This is a genomic window from Neobacillus driksii (assembly GCF_013409995.1).
Classification (GTDB): domain Bacteria; phylum Bacillota; class Bacilli; order Bacillales; family Cytobacillaceae; genus Neobacillus; species Neobacillus driksii.
In genome coordinates this window covers 129918-149112 of record NZ_JACCBX010000011.1, presented here as the reverse complement: position 1 = coordinate 149112, position 19195 = coordinate 129918, and the positions used below count along the sequence as shown (strand labels likewise).

Below are 19195 nucleotides of genomic sequence, written 5' to 3'. Positions count from 1 at the left end.
ATGCCAAAGGTGATTATGACTTTCCCAGAAGGTAAACATAAAGTGTTAACAATGAGTTATGATGACGGCAGGGCAGCTGACAGAAAATTAGTTAAGGTTTTCAACCAATACGGTATTAAGGGTTCCTTTCATGTTAACTCAGGGTTATTGGGGTTTGAAGATCGTATCCCCGAAGAAGAAGTTGCACAACTATATGAAGGACATGAAATCTCCACACATACCGTAACACATCCTACGATTGCCCGATCACCAAAAGAACAACTGATTGAAGAAATCATCGAAGACCGAAAAAGTTTGGAGCGAATAGCTGGATATACGGTTAGAGGATTATCATATCCGAATGGATCCTATAATCGATTAATAAAAGAAATGCTCCCATATTTAGGAATCGAATACGCAAGAACGGTACATAGTACAGGAAATTTTTCTATTCCGGATGACTTCCATGAATGGAATCCAACCTGTCACCATAACCGAAATTTAATCAAACTAGCAGAAGATTTCGTTCAACTTAACAAAAAACAATATCTATATATGATGTATGTCTGGGGTCATAGTTATGAGTTTGACAATGATCAAAACTGGGACCTAATCGAAACATTCTGTGAAATAATCAGCAATAAAAGTGAAATTTGGTATGCAACAAATATCGAAATTGTGGACTATTTCAAAGCATTTCAAAACCTTAAATTCTCAGCAGACAGCCATTTTGTCTATAATCCTTCGGCTATTTCCGTGTGGCTGAGCGCCGATAATAATATCATTGAGGCAAAAGCTGGCAAGCAAGTTAATTTAATTTCCAAAAATTGAAATGTTGTACTTGATGTTACTTTACCCTCATTATAGGAAAAAATCCGTTAGGTTTCATTACCATACGGTTTTTTTTATGTAAAAAAACACGGTTATTACCATCAATATTTATTGAAAAATAATCAACAATAAGAAGGCAAAAAAAAATTTTTGCAAGGGGGTAATTACTTTGATAAAAAAACCTTTAGGCTTAGTACTATCTGGGGTTTTGACATTTGGTCTAGCTGCGTGTAATAACAATAATGATGCAGCGGACGAAGTGCGTACAAGCAGGGCAGATCGAGACAATACGTATTTAACTGTTGGAAATAACAGAGATGATGGTATTGACCATAATGGTCCTCTGACTGAGGATTACAGCAATAGAGATAATAATGATCCGGATTGGGATCGAAATGCGCGTAATGACGATAATGTAACCAATGTAAATAATGATCGTACGAACAATCGAAACAATCGTACAAGAAATGTAAATAATGATCGTACGACAAATCGAAATAACAATACTACAAATGTAAATAACAACCGTACGTCTAATAACACGAATAATATACGTTACAATCCTTTAAATCGTGGGTTAGACCCTGATTTAGTAAATGTAGGGAACAACAATAACAACAATAACAATAATAATAAAAACAACAAAAACAACAATAACAATCTGAACGACGCTTTGAATATCTCTGCTGATCGAACAACTTTAGATAGTAGAAGTTACCCTCATACAAAAGCGATCTTAATTCAACACGCTCAGTATAGGTATATTCCGTTCGGATCAGTCCAATGGTACCAATTTGGAGGCCAACAAGGTAGAATTCAACAACAAGGACCGGCAGCACCGGCACCAAACACTCAACAACAAGGACCAACTGGACAAGCACCAAACCAACAACAAGGTCCAACAGCAGCACCAGCGCCAGCAGCACCAGCACCAGCGCCGGCACCAACAGCACCGGCACCTAAGCCAGCAGCACCAGCACCTAAGCCAGCAGCGCCAGCACCAGCAACTGGTAACGTCAGTGCCTATGTTCAGCAGGTTATTGATTTAACCAATGCACAACGCAGTAAAAACGGTCTACCCGCTTTAAAACATGATACACAACTAAGTGGAGTGGCACAAAAGAAATCACTGGACATGGCACAGAACAATTATTTTTCACATACAAGCCCGACATATGGTTCACCATTTGACATGATGAGGGACTTTGGTGTGACATATAGATCAGCTGGCGAAAATATCGCCCAGGGTCAACGTACACCTCAAGAAGTCGTAAATGCATGGATGAACAGCGCCGGGCATAGACAGAACATTTTAAGCACTAACTTTACACATATTGGAGTAGGGTACGAGAAGTCTGGCAACCACTGGACACAGATGTTTATTGGCAAATAATTTAGTTAGAAGAAAGGAATCCATCATGGGTTCCTTTCTTCTTATAATAAGAAAAGAGTTATTCTCATCATTATTTGGAATTTAGCTAAGCGGATGAGAAGGGTACAAAACGCGGATTATAATAGAGGGTTGAATTTCAACCCTAAATGTCTCGGAGTCCAAAAATGGGGGGATTTACGAATGTATACAAGCCAACATTCAATTACTCATATTCAACAATGCCGTCAACTTGCACAACAGTTAATACAACAAACCCAAATGGCGAACCAGCAATATCAACAAATGCTTCAAAATGAGAAGCAAAATGCTCAGGTGCTTGAGCAAATGATTCAAAAAGAGCGGATGGCTGTTCAAACCATTCAACAAAGCCTCCAAGGACATGAAATGGCAATTCAGAGATGTCAGGAAGTCATTAATCAATGTAATCAGCTGGAACGAGAACTGTCTGGTCAGACAGGTTCTGTTGGATTTCAACACCAGACGTTTGTAAATCCAGCGTTCCAATCGCAGCCGATGCAGAGCTTCCAGAATCAGACTTTCCGTCAATAGCTATAAAAGAGGAAGCACGCTCAGGCGTGCTTTTTCTGTTCTAAAGTAGGTTCAACTTCACGCTATAAACCATAAAAAACCCATCATCATATAAAAAAGTCCAATATTCATTCCTAAAAATTAATGGTAGTATCGAGTAATGAATTTAAAGAAGGTGAATGGGCATGATGTTTAGGGGGGTAAAGACTAATGAAGATGTAATTGTACATCGTTCTATAAGTCCAGGTTTATTGGCTTTGTACGTGGATACGTTAGTGATGGCAATCGGTTTTTATATGCTGGTTCCAATATTAAGTGTATATTTTATTAATCATTTAGGAATGAGTACTGCTCTAGCTGGCTCAATTATTGCGGTCAGTGGTTTAGCTCAAAATGGTTTGCGCTTTTTTTGTGGAATAGCGGCCGACCGAATTGGTTACAAGAAGACGATTATGTTAGGTGTAGGGATTCGAATTGTTGGGTTTACTTTATATGGTATTGTCGACCATGCTGCAGGATATGCAGTGGCAGCATTTATTTCAGGTTTGGGAGGAGCGCTCTTCCATCCCGCAAGTTTCGGGGCCTATGCCCGAACAACAAGTGAAGAAATGAAAACAAGAATATTCAGTATTCGAGAGACTTTGAGCAATGTTGGGTTTATATTGGGCCCCGTTATTGGAATGTTACTCCTTCGATTCGATTTTTCTCTAGTCTGTTTTTCTTCTGCGTTTATGTTTGCCTTAGCTTTTTTATTGTCCTGGATTCTCCTGCCTCAAATGGAAGGGGAAAGTTTAAAAGGACAAAAGCTTTTTCCAATCGTTAAAAAAATATGTAAGGATAAAAGCTTTCTAGGATTTTGTCTGTTAGTCATTGGTGTATGGGCTTTAAACGTTCAGTTATATCTTTCGGTTCCTGTCAGAGCCAAAGTATTGCTTGAAAGTGTTGACAGCGTGTCCTATCTTTATATGGCTGGAGCAGTATTTATGGTTCTGCTACAAATTCCATTGTTGCAAATCCTATCCAATAAGATAAAGCAACTCCATATTATGGCCTTGGGTACTTTCATACTTGGACTGAGCATGCTGATGTTTAGTTTTGCTGAAGGATTTTGGTCGATGCTTGGGGCAGTATTAATTTTCACCCTTGGACAAATGTTAGTGGTACCTACTATGAATCTCTTAATATCTAGTTTTTCTGATTCTCACTCATTTGCGACCTATTTTGGATTTACCGGCTGGAGTTTTGCCATAGGCGGATTTCTAGGAAATACAGGCGGGGGATACCTTCATGATCTCGCCATAAACAGCCAGTATTCTTTCGTGCCGTGGATTACATTATTTTTATTTGGAAGCTTTATTTCTATTATTTTTTATAGGATAGGTAATGCTAGTTTGCAAGGGAACGAGGTTGACAGTAAAACTGTAACTGAAAACGAGGGTTAATTCTCTAAACCTAAAAAAAACCCAATATCAGCTAAAATGTATCCGAAGTACATATTATTCTGCAATGATAAAATAACATTATTAGGATATATGAAAAAGTCTCAACGTATAAGTCTGAAATTTTAGAAAACAATTTCCGAAGGAGGTTAGAATGCTGATTTAAAATTCAAAGAAAAAGGTCTAGGAGGTAGAGATAGATGAAAAGTACGCTAGTACAGCAAAATTTGAGTACAGATCAAAACATCACAATAAAAGAGAAATCTCGTATTAGGCAAACTCTCAGCAGTCTTAACAAATATAAAGCACTTTATTTTATATCGATTCCAGGAATCTTATATTTCCTAATATTTAAATATGTACCCTTGATGGGATCAGTTATTGCTTTCAAAGATTACAATATTTTCGCAGGTATTTGGGATAGCGCATGGGTAGGTTTAAAGCATTTTCAAGCTTTATTTCAGAATCCTGATTCCATTCGAGTCTTAAAGAACACCTTGTTATTAAGTTTTTATGATATATTAATTTTTCCCGCACCTTTGATTTTAGCACTTCTATTAAATGAATTGCGTTTGGTGTTATATAAAAGATTCATACAAACGATTGTCTATATGCCGCATTTTCTTTCCTGGGTTATTATTAGCGGTTTGTTTATTGGAATTCTTTCTCCAACTACAGGTATTGTGAATAAATTGATTGAATGGTTAGGTCATGAATCAATCTATTTTATGGGTTCTGAAGATTTTATCCGGCCAATATTAGTGCTGACTTATCTTTGGCAGAGTGTGGGCTGGGGAACCATTATTTACTTGGCGGCACTTGCAGGAGTCAATCCCGAACTCTATGAAGCAGCTAAAGTGGACGGTGCCAATAGACTTCAGCAGATTTTGAATGTAACACTGCCGGCAATTTTACCAACGTTCAGTATTTTATTCCTTCTTCATATCGGTCATTTTCTAGACTTTGGTTTTGAAAGGGTTTACGTATTTTTGAATCCATTAAACCAGGCCAATGGAGATATTCTAGATACTTATATTTACGAAGTAGGTTTACGGAATGCGCAATACAGTTTCACGACTGCGATAGGCCTATTTAAATCAGTTGTAAGTCTTGTGCTCCTTGTCCTTGCTAACTTTGTCAGCAAAAAAGTATCCGGAAATAGTTTGTATTAGGAGGGGAAAGGATGAAATATAGTACAAGTTTTAGATCTAAAATATTCGATATATGCAATGTATTATTTTTAGCTTCACTTGCGCTGACGATGCTTCTCCCTTTAATATCTGTATTTGCTAAATCATTCAGCGGCTCAAATGCGATAGCAAAAGGGGAGGTCTTCTTTTGGCCTGTAGAATTCACCTTGATCAATTATGAATACGTTTTCCATGACGCCTCCATTTGGCGAGCATTTTTAGTATCACTGGTTGTTACTGTCGGCGGGACCTTTATTAACTTATTGGCAACAACTTCGCTTGCGTACCCGCTGTCAAGACCAGAATACAAAGGGAAGAAGATTATCTTATTTATGGTGTTATTTACAATGATTTTTTCAGCACCATTGATTCCCTCATATTTGGTAGTCAAAAACTTTGGAATGGTAGATACATTGTGGGCTTTAATTATTCCAAGCATGATTAGTGCATTCAATTTCTTTGTAATGAGATCATTCTTCTTAAATATACCAAGTACATTAATAGATGCTGCCAGAATCGATGGCCTTGGAGAACTGGGGATTTTATTCCGTATCGTATTGCCACTTTCAAAACCTGTATTAGCAACAATAGGAATATTTTATGGAGTGAGTCATTGGAATAGCTATCAAACTGCCTTATACTACTTAAATGATCCGAAATTGTATCCGCTTCAGGTAAAGTTAAGACAGATGATCGTGAATGATGAGATGTCCGTTGAATCGAATTCCGTGTATTCAACAATCGCCTTAAATTCACCAGAAGGTATTCAAATGGCGACAGTGGTAATCGCCACACTGCCAATTTTACTGCTGTATCCTTTTTTACAGAAGCATTTTGTGAAAGGTACTATGATTGGGTCTATTAAAGAGTAAATATAAAAAAAAGACATGTGGACTTAAAGAAATCCCATAGTTGATAGTTTCATTGACAGATTATAATCAATTCAAGCAAATGAAAACGCTTGCTTAATGAATTAGGGGGGATAGGATCTATGAAAGAGGTTAAAAGACTAGTTAAAATTTTAGCAGTCGCACTTTTTTCGCTCATTTTATTAGTAGGATGTCAAAGTGAAAAAACATCTGAAAAGACAGAAAACACAAAAGAAACAGAAGAGGAATCAAAAGAACCATTGAAATTCTCCATTTCCATGAGGACGCTGGCTTTTACACATGTAGAAAATTCTCCTAATATTAACGAGGATGAATATGTAAAAGAGCTCGAAAAGTTAACGAACACGGATTTGGAAATTCGTCTTATGCCACATAATGAATATTCCACCAAAATGGATTTAATGTTTGCTTCAGGGGATATTCCGGATGTAGTTCAGACATCAGCAGGGTATGGAGAAGGAAGTGGACAAACGTTACAGCAAGCAGTTGAGGCAGGAGTGTTCCTTCCGCTTGATGATTTAATTGAAAAGTATGGCCCAAATTTGAAAAAGTATATTCCAAAAGCTGCCTGGGAGAAACAAAGATATAAGGATGGAAAAATCTATTCAATTCCTGAGTTCCTCTCAAATCCTTCGCGGAGAGCTACCTATATCCGTAAAGATTTGCTTGACAAGGCAGGTTTGGAAGTACCAAAAACAGTGGAAGAAACACTAAATGTGTTACGTGAATTTAAGAAAATGGGTGTAGCGCAGCCGTTTGGCGGACGAGCAGATTTCAAATATGCAGATACATTCTTTGGATCCTTTGACGTTTTCCCATACAGCAGCATGTGGGAGGTAGATAAGGATGGGAAACCTGTACCGAAATTCTTTGATTCAAAGAACATGGAGGCTGCCCTAAAAACATATAAGACGATGTACGATGAAGGTTTGCTTCATAAAGAATTTTTAACGATCGATTCAAAGCAGTATAAAAACGAGGCAATCACTGGGAACATTGGAATGTGGTCCATGAATGCCAACGAATTATTACAATGGGAGCAGCAATTAAAGGAAAATGTTCCTGAGGCTGAAATTGCGGTTGTACCTTCTCCGGTTGGTCCAGATGGTAAAGGTGGATATTACCTATATGGTGATGTTACCCGTGCTTATGCAATCAATGCAGAGACAAAAAATCCAGAGAGAATTATTAAATTCTTCGATTGGATGTTATCTGAAGAAGCAGCAAAGTACTTTACCTACGGAATTGAAGGAAAAGACTACACAATGGAAAATGGAAAAATCAATTATAAAACTCCTGTAAGCGTCGATGAAGTAAACATTGAGCGTTATCGCACTGCCTTCTTATGGATGGTCCAGGACACTACTTATATTAAAGGTTTACTTGAATTGACACCAGAGGGACAGGAACTGATTAAAGTTTACGATACCATTCTTGCAAAAGAAGGCCGTGATGGGATAAATTTCGACCCGCCATTGACGGCATTGGATACACTGCCTGATTTGCAGCCAGGTTCAGATACTCCGCCAAAATTGCTGATGGGACATATGGCTAAGATGATTACTGGTGCTGAACCAATCAGCGATTGGCCAAAGGTAGTTGAAGAATGGAAGGAAAGAGGCGGCAATAAGGTATTAGAAGAAGCTGCTGACAGATATAAAAAGAAAGAATTTACTGAGTCAAGAAGAAAATAACAAGATCGGCTGTCCTAAAAACCACCTTAGGACAGCTTTCTTGCATTGGAGTGTCAAAAATACAGATTTTTTTTCGTTTTCCGAAATGTTGTTACAATTGCTAAAAGCTTTCATTGTATAATAGTTTTAATATTTAAAAAAAGGGGTGCAGCCATTCATGAAAATATTAATTATTGAAGATGAATTCATAATTCGGAAAGCATTACGCCATCTCTTAGAGCATTTGGAACTGGAAGGAGTATCCATCCAAGAAATTTTGGAAGCGGAGGATGGTATCGATGCCGATATTCTCCTGCAGCAGGAAACTTTTGATATAGTCTTTACGGATATTAATATGCCTGAAATGGATGGGCTATCATTACTTGAAAAATCTGCTAAATATAATCCGACTGCAAAATGGGTCATTTTATCAGGATACGATTCTTTTAAATTTGCACAGCGTGCCATCTTACATGGTGCAAAAGACTATCTTTTGAAACCGATTACAAAAGAGAAACTGAACGAAACGATGCTCCGCTTGGTAGAAAACATCAAAAAAGAGCAGAATGATTTTATTGATATTAAAGAAATTGAAGGAATGCTAGTAGACCTTGAATCTACCATATGGGTTTTAGATGAGAATCTTGTGATCGAAACCATTGCGAAATGGAAAGAAAAAATGGAGAAAAAACAATTAAAACTATCATATTATCAAAATGTCATGAACCATATAGTAAAAACGTTGGTACAGAGGATTAATCAAAAGGGCAGTATCAGTCTGGACGCTGCACTTAACTTAACTGGAGAGAATATCAATCAAATAACTCGTGAATTTCAGGATATTTGTATAGAAATGATTCAAAAGACTAGATCTCAAAGGAAGGGGAAGATCATTGATCCGATTGAGGCAGCCAAGGAATACATGCTTAAAAATGTCTGTTCGAAGATAAACTTAGACGATGTCGCACAAAAACTAGGTCTTAACAGTTCTTATTTTAGTCAGTTATTTAAAAGAGAAACCGGGCAGACTTTTGTCGAATATCGAATTCATTTAAGAATGGAAACGGCTAAGAAACTTCTTGAAAGAAGCGATTTGAGGATTATTGATATTTCGAGTGAAATTGGCTATGATGACGCACCACATTTTGCAAAGACTTTCAAAAAATATACCGGCATTTCGCCAAAAGAATATCGTCAGTCTTTAGGGATTGAAGTATGAAAAAAAGACTGGAAAATTTGAACCTTTTTCAAAGATTGCTGTTGTATTTTGCACTAGTTATGATTTTACCTTTAATCATTGTGGCAAGCATCATTTATATGCAGTCATCCAATCTTCTTGAAAAGCAAACGGAAGACTACCTCGGCCAGGTGGTCACGAATGTGAATTTTCAGACTGACCGTTTTGTGAAAAATTATGAACTGGTAACACTGCCGATTGTTTCAAACCCCAATGTAAAGCATTTTCTTGATCTGGAAGAGAATAATGTGTTCGTAGAGGAACACATCCGTTATCAATATTATGAAAATATTTGGACGATGATGGATAATATCGTCATACAGAAGCCAGAAATCAATCGAATGTACATATTGGGAGATAACAAGAGACAAATTTGGTTACGAGATAAGGGAGGTTCTTTTTCGGAAGATAAATATAATAATTTAAAAAAGATTACGCCGGAGAGTGGCAAAATAATCATCCATCCGTCCGATCAATATGGAAGAATTACACTTACTATCGCAAGAAAAATTAGAGGTATGAAGTCGTTTTCCCCTAATGGAATCCTAGGGATTGAAATTAATGCTTCTGAATTAGGAGAATTGTGGAAAGAAGCTAACCTTGGGAATGAAGGGTTTTTTATGATAGCGGATTCGAATGGGAAAGTTATCTATCATCCTGACACCAAATTCATTGGTAAAACATTAAATCAGGTGGGTAAAGAAGAGCTTAGCAAACATAAACAGGGTACCTTTTTCGATCAATGGAACAATAAGTCTACCTTCTTTCATTTTTTAACTTCAGAATATACAGGATGGAAACTGATTGCCGCAGTACCTAAAACACAGCTTTTTGCACCGATTTCCGGAGTCCGCTTAACCGCTGTGATTTCAGCTGTGATGGTGATTTTTATTGCTTTTGTCCTATCGGTTAACTCTATCAGGCAAGTGGTCAAACCAATCCAATTATTAGAACGAACAATGAAAACCGTTGAACAAGGGGAGTGGAAAAAAGTTCCGGATCTTCCGAGAAATGATGAAATCAGTAGTCTTTTAAGAAGCTACAACAGAATGGTGGATAGGCTGTCAACGTTGGTCGACCAGGTCTTCATAGCTGAGTTAAATAATCAACAGGTAAAAATCGAATTACAGGAAAGAGAACTTGAAAAACAAAAGGTAGAGATTCAGGCACTTCAATCACAGATTAATCCACACTTCTTGTACAATACCCTTGAAACAATGAACGGATATGGGATCATCAACGGAATTGAGGAAATTTCAAAAATGGCGGAGGCATTGGCCGGTATGTTCCGTTATTCAGTCCGAAATTTAGAATTGGTCACATTAGCGGATGAAATTGAACATGTTAAAGGCTATCTCGTCATTCATGAACTCAGAATAAAAAAGCCTATTAATTTGATTTTAGATATTGATCCATCGTTATACAATACCCCAATGGTAAAGCTCAGCCTCCAGCCTCTTGTGGAGAATGCAATTCAACATGGTTTTAGGAAAGCCGTAAATGAAATCATCATTACCATTCGGACAAAAATCATTGGTTCGTGTCTTCATGTCTGTGTAATCGACAATGGCCGGGGGATACAGGATGATCGATTAAATGAATTACGAGAATTTATAAAAGCAGATAGAAAAAATAAACCAGAACTTAGAAGTGATTTAGGGATAGGGGTCACAAATGTAAACAGACGAATCCAGCTGCTTTTTGGAAATCAATATGGGTTAGACTTAAGCAGTAGGGTAAATGAAGGGACAACTGTTTCAATCATTCTGCCATACCAAAATGCACAAAGAGATACGAATCAGCCCGCATAGAAAATAACATTTTTATCCAATCTTTTTAGATATCTAAAAATTTGACTAATCGATATAAAGAAAACAACAGATTCTCACCTTGCTACTGGTTAATATGAAAAAGGAGACCTTTTGCTAACCTAAGTAATGACCGCGTTTTCACTTGTTGATGGAAAGGAGCAAAGTGTGATACCAAGTTTTTAGAAGATTGTCAGATTTTAAGTGAAAAGAAGGAGGGTAAAAATGTTTTCAAAACGAAACAAAAAGGGTTCTATGTTTCTGTATTTAATGGTTGTGTTGATCTTAGTCATTCCCGGATTTCCCGCTTATTCTGCAGAAGTTCAGCCTATTAAACTACCAATCGTGGAAGTAACTGCAAGTGGGAATGATGGAAACTTTCCTGAAAACACATTAGATGATGACCTAGGTACACGCTGGTCCTCGCAAGGGTTAGAGGAATGGATTTTATATGATCTTGGAAGCACTCAGGAGATAGGGTATCTAGGTCTTGCTTTTCATAATGGGAACCAAAGACAATCCTATTTTGATGTCCAGGTATCTAACGATGGCACAGTGTGGGAAAACGTCCTTCAGAATGGAGTTAGTAAAGAAGGAGAGCTTGGTCTCGCAGCCTATGACGTTGAAGACTCTTCTGCCCGATACGTGAAAATTCTTTGTAAAGGGAACTCCGTAAATCTCTGGAATAGTATTACAGTTACACATATCTACAGTCCAACAGCTGATGGTCAACTGGTCCTTGCAGAACTCGTTCCTCCTAAACCGGAAGAACGGGAAGACGTAACCTATACGAAGCCCGGATTAATCAATCCTGATGGTTCACAACATGCGATTCATGAGCCAAATAAAGTAACCGGGAAAACACTAAATGTTTTAGATTACGGTGCTGATACAAAGGATAATGAAAAGGATGATCTGGCAACTATTTTAGCTGCAATTGACGCAGCCAATCCGGGTGATGAAGTATATCTTCCAAATGGTACCTATAATTTAAATGGGACATTAGCAAACGATGGTTCCTCCCATATTGCGTTGAAATCAGGTGTAAACCTAAGAGGAGAGAGTCAAAACAATGTTTACCTTGTTTCTGATTTTGATGCAGACGTACCAAGCGGTAAAGTCTTGCGCTCTTACGGAATGAATAATATCGTGGTCTCAAATTTGACGATTACTTCCACTTTTGATGGCAAGTATTCTACAGATTCTACCAAGACCAATCCTGATCTTGGTGGACCGACATACGGTATTTATATTACGGATGGAGCAGGTGATGCACCGTCATATAACATTCTTGTTGACCATGTAACCATCGAAAAATACCAAAGAATGGGTGTCAGGGTTGAAAATAGCCATGATGTCGTGGTTCAGCATGCTCTTTTCCAAAATGCAACGGATGTAGGCGGCGGTGGTGCCGGTTATGGCGTGAGTATCCAGGGGGTACCCAAAACGGACCGTACAGGTTATAAAAATGATACCCGCTATAATGTCGTTCGAAACAGTGCCTTTAAAGGGCCATACATCCGTCATGGTGCACTGATCCAGTACTATGCACACAATAATGTTATTTATAATAATACCTTTGAAAATACGGTATTAGATTCGATTGATCTACATGGTGAAGACGAGTTTTTGAATGAAATCTATAAAAATACGATTACAGGGATTGTAAATGGAGCAGGTATTGGTGTCGGTAACACTGGCGGTACAGCCCCTACGAACCACGATGCGTCAGGAGCTTACAACTATATTCATGATAATAAAATTAGCAACTCACGTGAAGGTATCAAAGTGTACATGGGTTCACCGAATACCATTATTGAGAAGAATATGATTACCAATACGACCGAACCTAGTAATGGAAAAGGAATCTATATCCTAAATGCTCCAGGAACCATCATTCGTGACAACATGATTTCCAACAATACAGCCGATGGTTTTACCGGTATTGTACTAGCCCATGATAGGGGAGATACAAAGGCGGGGAATATCGGCGCAGGTGATCCTAAAAATATCACAATAACTGGCAATCATATTAAAGGTAATACGAATGGTATCAGAATTGAAGCCGGCAGTGAGATTGTCATGAATGACAATAAAGTTGAAAAGAACACGGAGAATGATTTTTATATTAACTTAGAATCTGGGGGTCAGGAAGAAAGTCCAGGGGAACAGGAGAAACTAACTCCTGCAGCGGATGCACTTGTTGATATTGAGAGACCAACATCCAATTACGGCCTCGAAAATCCAGATTTAACAGCAGCAGGGTCCACTGACAAAAACTATTACAAATACTTTAACATTAAAAATAATTTAGATCATACAAAAGGCCGGATTGCTTATTTCCAGTTTGATATAGCAAACATTAACGATGTCAAGGAAGCCATTTTGGAGTTGACTGGAAAAATAGGAAGTAACACAACGAGTGTGGAGCTGGATGTTTTCGGATTAACCAATGATAACTGGACTGAAGATACCATTACGTGGCAAAATTCTCCTAATCATGCACAGGAATCTGTTACAGTAACAGGTATCGGGGATTCTGCTGTTTATCTTGGTTCGATTACCGTTGACTCTGCGGAAGCCGCAAAAATGAATCTGGATGTGACACCGTTTATTAAATCACACCCCGACGGAAAAGTAACCTTGATGATTGTCGATACAAAAGGGCAGAACGGTAATATTAATATGTATTCGAAAGAAGACAGTAACCAAGCTAACTGGCCATCACTCCTAATTGAAAAATAGAATGAGATTTTCATAGTGGCTGGCTCAAAGGGGCAAATGAAAGACCTTTTGAGCCAGCCTTCTTTTTGATAGAGATTATCCGTTTGGCTAAAAAAAAGCCTTTAGAGTCTAAAATTATTCCGAAGAACGTTAACAACCTAATTGTTACAATGGGGTTATTCCAAATATATCTTATAGGTTTTCTTTTTATTATGAATAGGAGGTAAGGATATGCATTTCAATTTAAATGGAAAAACAGCCTTAGTAACAGGCGCAAGTGGCGGAATTGGGCAGGCGATTGCCATTGATTTAGCCGCAAATGGTGCAAAAGTGGCAGTAAATTATTTAAGCAACCAAGAAGGTGCGGAAGAAACCGTCCGCATCATTAAAGATCAGGGTGGGGAAGCCATCATGATTCAGGCCGATGTAACAGACCTTGATCAAATAGGAGTTCTTGCAGTAGAAGTAAAAGAAAAGCTGGGAACAGTAGACATTCTCGTAAATAATGCTGGTCATTTAGTGGAGCGAAGAAAGATTGAAGATATGACCATCGATTTATGGCGGAAAATAATCGATGTCAATGTAACATCGGCTGCCTTTATGAGCAAAGCGGTTATCCCAGGCATGAAAGAAAAAGGAAGCGGTATCATTATCAACCTAAGCTCCGTTGCTGCCCATGATGGAGGCGGACCTGGTGCAGTACCATATGCAACGACGAAAGGAGCAATCATAACTTTTACTAAGGGACTGGCAAAAGAACTGGCACCGTTTGGGATTCGAGTGAATGCACTTTCTCCTGGTTTTATTGATCAAACCAAATTCCATGCTACCTTCAATACGGAGGAAGGAAGAAAGGCCACAGTTGCAAAAATTCCATTGGGCCGTGGCGGTGTACCTCAGGATATCAGCGGTGCCGTCTTATTTCTAACATCTCCATATGCTTCCTATATTACGGGAGAAACCATTGAAATCAATGGCGGTATGTTCATGAAATAAATTCTTTAAAAAATAGATTAGGAGGAATAACAAAATGCAATCAATCTATCAACCAGTCAGTGGTATATTAGATGTAAAATATTCGCCAGATGAGACGACTGAATTAATCGAGAATCCACCCCGGTTTACCTGGCTGCCGGTTCAATTAGAGAATGACCAATACTGCTTGCAGATTTCAAAAAATGAAGATTTCTCACATGAACAAACTGAAACGATTCAACCTGTTCCCTTTAATTTTTATACACCTAACACCGCAATGGAACCAGGTACCTATTATTGGCGGTATGCGTTAGTAGACACTGTGGAGCATAATTGGAGTGAAGCAAGGAAGTTCACAATCCCTGAAGGTCTTCCAGTTACCGCTATTCCAAGCAGAGATGAGCGATACCAGGAAGTGAGTCTTGCACACCCAAGGTTATGGTTATCTCCTGAGCAAGTGGAGACATTTAAAGCGAACATTAAAGAAAATCCGCAGCACTGCAATTGGAGTACTTTTTACGAAAAGTCGGTCAAACCATGGCTCGATCGTGAATTAATGCCGGAACCAAGCCCGTATCCGGAAAATAAACGAGTAATTAAGCTGTGGAGACAAATGTACATGGACTGCCAAGAAACACTCTATGCTATACGTCATTTAAGTGTGGCGGGTGTAATCCTCGAAGATGAAACGATTCTCAATCGAGCAAAGGAATGGCTGATTCATGTGGCAAATTGGGACACAGAGGGCACCACATCAAGAGATTACAATGACGAATGTGCGTTCCGTATCGCAGCTGCGTTAGCCTGGGGATATGATTGGCTTTTTCAACACCTGTCTGATGAGGAAAAAGGTCTTGTACGACATTCCCTGCTAAGAAGAACCGAACAAGTAGCCTACCATGTTATCAAACGTTCCAAAATTCACCAGGTTCCATATGACAGCCATGCGGTCCGTTCCCTGTCTTCTGTCCTTATTCCTTGTTCGATTGCCTTATTGGATGATGCTCCGGAGGCACAGGAATGGCTGGATTATACAATCGAATATTACGCATGTCTCTATACACCTTGGGGAGGTAAAGATGGCGGATGGGCAGAAGGCGGTATGTATTGGACCACCGGGATGGCATATCTGATTGATGCGTTAAATCTATTAAAGAATTTTCTGAGTCTTGATTTTTACAAGCGTCCGTTTTTCCAGAAAACCGGAGACTTCCCATTATATTGTTATAGTCAGGATACCCGCCGTGCGAGCTTTGGCGACCAATCCAATCTTGGCGAACGCCCGGGTTTGAAGACCGCTTTTAATATCCGTCAATTTGCGGGAATTACCGGAAATGGCTGGTATCAATGGTATTATGAGCAGGTAAAAGCATGGGACAAGGATGCTGATCAAAAGTTCTTCAACTATGGCTGGTGGGACTTTCAGTTTGATGAAATGCTTTATCTTCACGATTTCCCTGAAGTTGAGTCCGTACCGCCAGCAGATGCTGAGCGAGTTAAATGGTTTAAGGATGTTGGCTGGGTTGCCTTCCACGATAAAATGGACCAGCCCGATGAGCATATTATGCTGTTAACGAAGAGTAGTCCTTACGGGTCGCTGAGTCATAGTCATGGGGATCAGAATAGTTTTGTCCTTCATGCATTTGGAGAGCCGCTTGTAGTGCGATCTGGACATTATGTTGGCTTTAACAGTACCATGCATAAAAAATGGAGAAGGCAGACCCAATCTCACAACACTTTGCTAATCGATGGTGTAGGACAGTATGCCGAATCCAATAAAATTCTTAATAAACAGGCAAATGGTGAAGTGTTGGAAGTGGTATCAACGGACGAATACAGCTATGTAAGAGAAGATGCCACCAACGCATACAAAGAATATGTACCGTATTTAACTAAATTTGAGAGAGAAATCTACTTCGTGAATCAATCGTACTTTGTCATTGTGGATTCCGTAGATTTGGAACAGGCAGGCAGTGTCAACTGGCTTCTGCATTCCTTACACCAACTGAAAATCGAGGATCAGGTGTTTAAAATTGAGGGAGAAAAAGCCGATTTAGAAGGCCGGTTTATCTATAGTTCTTCCGGAGAACTTTCATTAGATCAGAATAATGACTACAAGGATGTCGACCCAGCCGAAGTGGAAGGCTTGCCAAGAGAATGGCATTTGCAGGCCACAACAAAAAAAGCAAAAGGGCACCGAATTGTGACCCTGTTAACTCCGAACCGAAAAGGGGAAAAGAAATACGTTTCATATTTTATGGATGATCAGGACCACGGAGTACATCTCTATTTAACAGAAAACGGGAAAACATTCCGCGTTGAAGTTGCAAAAGCCTATTAAAAAGAGAACAGGAGGTACTAAATGAGTATTCAGTTGAATTGGGAAGCGGCGGAACCAGGTGTGAAAAGAAAAATTTTCCCTCCAGGAGACAGTATTATGATGATGGAAGTTCATTTTGAAGAAGGGGCACAAGGCTATGAACACAGCCATCCTCACGAACAGCTAACTTACTGTTTAAGAGGAAAATTTGAATTTACAATTGATGGTGAAAAGCATATTATCGGACCTGGAGAAACGATCTTTATTCCAGGTGGAGCAAAGCACGGTGCAAAGGCATTAGTAGCAGGCGCCATCATTGATACGTTCACCCCGCTTAGAAATGATCTGCTAAATAGATAATTGAATGTATTAAAATGCTCACAAATGTTGTTAAAACAATGTTTGTGAGCATTTTTTGTTATGGTGAAAAGGATCAATATTACAAATTTTATTTGCTATTACTTGTTTCTACCCTTGCTTTCGCCCTTGTTCCCTTGACCATAACGCATATGGCCAGAATCACCTTCACCTTTTTCATTAGACTTCTTTCCGCCTAAACTCGCATTCGGATAGCTTTTTGTATTCTCATCCATTTTTATCACCTCCAAAACTATATTCTGTTCATTTTTTTTAAAGATTATGTTTTTAAGGGCAGGAGTAGACGATGATGTCTCAACCCAGTCATCTCCAATCCATCAAACCAAATACCCGGAATAATAAAATGCCAGTTAACAAAGACCTATCACCATGAATTTGCTGTTGGTGCAAGAAAATACAAAATCCTATTTCCTTGATAATTTAAAAAATTGATAATGACGGAAAAATATTCCTGAAATATATTCAAGAAGGGAGGTGGTGGATGGCGACAATCAATGTAATCGCTTTCGTTCTTTTTTTGGTTTGTAGGGCCTACATAGCTATGTCATGTAGATAGCGAGAACACAGGATGAAATTGAAAGTAAATTAAAAGGAAAAGGGAGAGGAAGGAATCGTGAAAAAGAATGCGATTTTAAAGACATTAACCATTATTATAATGATGGTTGCATTTTTTGGAAGCTTTACTCATTTACCTGTAAACGCAGAACCAAGTAATTATAAGTTTGACTTCGGCAATGGTGAGGTGGAAAAAGGTTACGTAGGTGTCAGTGCCACCGAGAAATACGATGAGAAAAAGCGTTATGGCTTTAATACGCCGGAAGATATGATTAATGTACCGGCATCCGGTTCAGGCGTCGCTAGTGATGCTGTTCAGTTTTTAGAATATGGTACAACTAGTGATAATACGTTTAACGTTGATCTGCCAAATGGACTTTACGAAGTTAAGGTCACTTTAGGAGATGCATTCAGAGTCAGTGTCGCTGCAGAAGAAGTCTATCAGGTCATAAATATGACAGGTAATAATGCGACAGATTCATTTCAAATACCTATTAAGGATGGTCAGCTTAATCTGTTAATTACGGAAGGTAAGGCGGGTACCAATTTTACTTTAAGTGCTCTCGAAATCAACAAGCTGTCCCGCCATCCAGAAACCAAAAGAACAATATATATTGGCGGGGACTCCACAGTCGCGAATTATTATCCATTAGACAGCAGTATCCAGGCTGGGTGGGGGCAATTATTCCCGCAATTTGTTGACCCAGAGATCTTTCAGGTTAGAAATATGGCATCCGGTGGCCAAATCGCAAGAGGATTTAAGGATGATGGCCAGTTAGAAGCCATTCTAAAATATATTAAACCAGGCGATTATTTTATTTTACAGCTTGGAATTAATGATACAAATCCTAAAAATACAACAACGGAAGCGCAATTTAAAGAGTATATGCGGGAAATGGTCCAGCAGGTCAAGGCAAAAGGTGCAACAGTGGTACTATCGACTCCACAAGGAAGAGCATCAGACTTTAATGCGGATGGCGTTCACACGTCCGTAAACCGTTGGTACAGACACTCTATTATCGCTTTAACACAGGAAGAAAATGTACCTTTGATAGACTTAAATGTATTAAGTTCAGCATACTTTACCTCTATTGGACCGGAAGCCACTCTTGCTCTTTATATGAATGGTGATACATTGCACCCAAACCGTGCAGGAGCAACAGAACTTGCAAGACTTGTAGCAGAGGAGTTAAAAAGACAGGGATTAGACGGTTTCACGGGAGATAAAGAAAAAAACACCAATAAAACCTTTTAACTGATAACTTTAAATGTTTA

At 38.7% G+C, this 19195-nt stretch carries 15 protein-coding genes; 14 read left to right on the top strand and 1 reads right to left on the bottom strand.

Features of this window, described 5'->3' with window-relative positions:
* The 13 genes from F4694_RS23045 (at nt 1) to F4694_RS22985 (ending at nt 17347) form a co-directional block, all read left to right on the top strand.
* Complete coding sequence (locus F4694_RS23045) at nt 1-810, top strand: polysaccharide deacetylase family protein (RefSeq protein WP_179602251.1); 810 nt, start codon at nt 1-3, stop codon at nt 808-810.
* 661 nt (nt 811-1471) lie between these two features.
* Nucleotides 1472-2203 carry a CAP domain-containing protein gene (locus tag F4694_RS23040; protein ID WP_179602344.1) on the top strand — a complete coding sequence of 244 codons (732 nt, stop codon included), beginning with the start codon at nt 1472-1474 and terminating at the stop codon, nt 2201-2203.
* Between the two features lie 180 nt (nt 2204-2383).
* Nucleotides 2384-2752: a hypothetical protein gene (locus F4694_RS23035; RefSeq protein ID WP_179602250.1), complete on the top strand. Its 369-nt coding sequence runs from the start codon at nt 2384-2386 to the stop codon at nt 2750-2752.
* 164 nt (nt 2753-2916) lie between these two features.
* The gene (locus F4694_RS23030) at nt 2917-4173 is read left to right on the top strand and encodes an MFS transporter (protein WP_179602249.1); all 1257 of its coding nucleotides are present in this window, start codon (nt 2917-2919) and stop codon (nt 4171-4173) included.
* Between the two features lie 197 nt (nt 4174-4370).
* Complete coding sequence (locus F4694_RS23025; RefSeq protein ID WP_179602248.1) at nt 4371-5342, top strand: ABC transporter permease; 972 nt, start codon at nt 4371-4373, stop codon at nt 5340-5342.
* Nucleotides 5343-5353: 11 nt separating this feature from the next.
* Complete coding sequence (locus tag F4694_RS23020; protein ID WP_179602247.1) at nt 5354-6232, top strand: carbohydrate ABC transporter permease; 879 nt, start codon at nt 5354-5356, stop codon at nt 6230-6232.
* A gap of 119 nt (nt 6233-6351) precedes the next feature.
* Nucleotides 6352-7944 carry an extracellular solute-binding protein gene (locus tag F4694_RS23015; RefSeq protein WP_179602246.1) on the top strand — a complete coding sequence of 531 codons (1593 nt, stop codon included), beginning with the start codon at nt 6352-6354 and terminating at the stop codon, nt 7942-7944.
* A 157-nt stretch (nt 7945-8101) separates the two neighbouring features.
* Entirely contained in the window at nt 8102-9142 is a 1041-nt protein-coding gene (locus tag F4694_RS23010) for a response regulator transcription factor (protein ID WP_179602245.1), read from the top strand.
* Nucleotides 9139-10971 carry a cache domain-containing sensor histidine kinase gene (locus F4694_RS23005; RefSeq protein WP_179602244.1) on the top strand — a complete coding sequence of 611 codons (1833 nt, stop codon included), beginning with the start codon at nt 9139-9141 and terminating at the stop codon, nt 10969-10971. Before F4694_RS23010 ends, F4694_RS23005 begins: the two co-directional genes overlap by 4 nt.
* Before the next feature lie 222 nt (nt 10972-11193).
* The gene (locus tag F4694_RS23000; protein ID WP_179602243.1) at nt 11194-13713 is read left to right on the top strand and encodes a CBM96 family carbohydrate-binding protein; all 2520 of its coding nucleotides are present in this window, start codon (nt 11194-11196) and stop codon (nt 13711-13713) included.
* A gap of 210 nt (nt 13714-13923) precedes the next feature.
* The gene (locus F4694_RS22995; RefSeq protein WP_179602242.1) at nt 13924-14688 is read left to right on the top strand and encodes an SDR family NAD(P)-dependent oxidoreductase; all 765 of its coding nucleotides are present in this window, start codon (nt 13924-13926) and stop codon (nt 14686-14688) included.
* Between the two features lie 34 nt (nt 14689-14722).
* On the top strand, nt 14723-17008 hold the full coding sequence (locus tag F4694_RS22990; protein ID WP_179602241.1) for a DUF4962 domain-containing protein: 2286 nt from the start codon (nt 14723-14725) through the stop codon (nt 17006-17008).
* Between the two features lie 21 nt (nt 17009-17029).
* Nucleotides 17030-17347, top strand: coding sequence for a cupin domain-containing protein (locus F4694_RS22985; protein ID WP_179602240.1), 318 nt, complete (start codon nt 17030-17032; stop codon nt 17345-17347).
* Between the two features lie 98 nt (nt 17348-17445).
* Here F4694_RS22985 and F4694_RS32415 read toward each other — a convergent pair whose 3' ends face one another.
* A complete protein-coding gene (locus F4694_RS32415; protein WP_257029356.1) occupies nt 17446-17580 on the bottom strand; it encodes a hypothetical protein in 135 nt (44 codons plus the stop codon).
* 440 nt (nt 17581-18020) lie between these two features.
* Here F4694_RS32415 and F4694_RS22980 point away from each other — a divergent pair, with 440 nt between their 5' ends.
* Nucleotides 18021-19175 (top strand): rhamnogalacturonan acetylesterase, encoded by a 1155-nt coding sequence (locus tag F4694_RS22980; protein ID WP_179602343.1) that lies wholly within the window; start codon nt 18021-18023, stop codon nt 19173-19175.
* Nucleotides 19176-19195 lie beyond the last annotated feature (20 nt).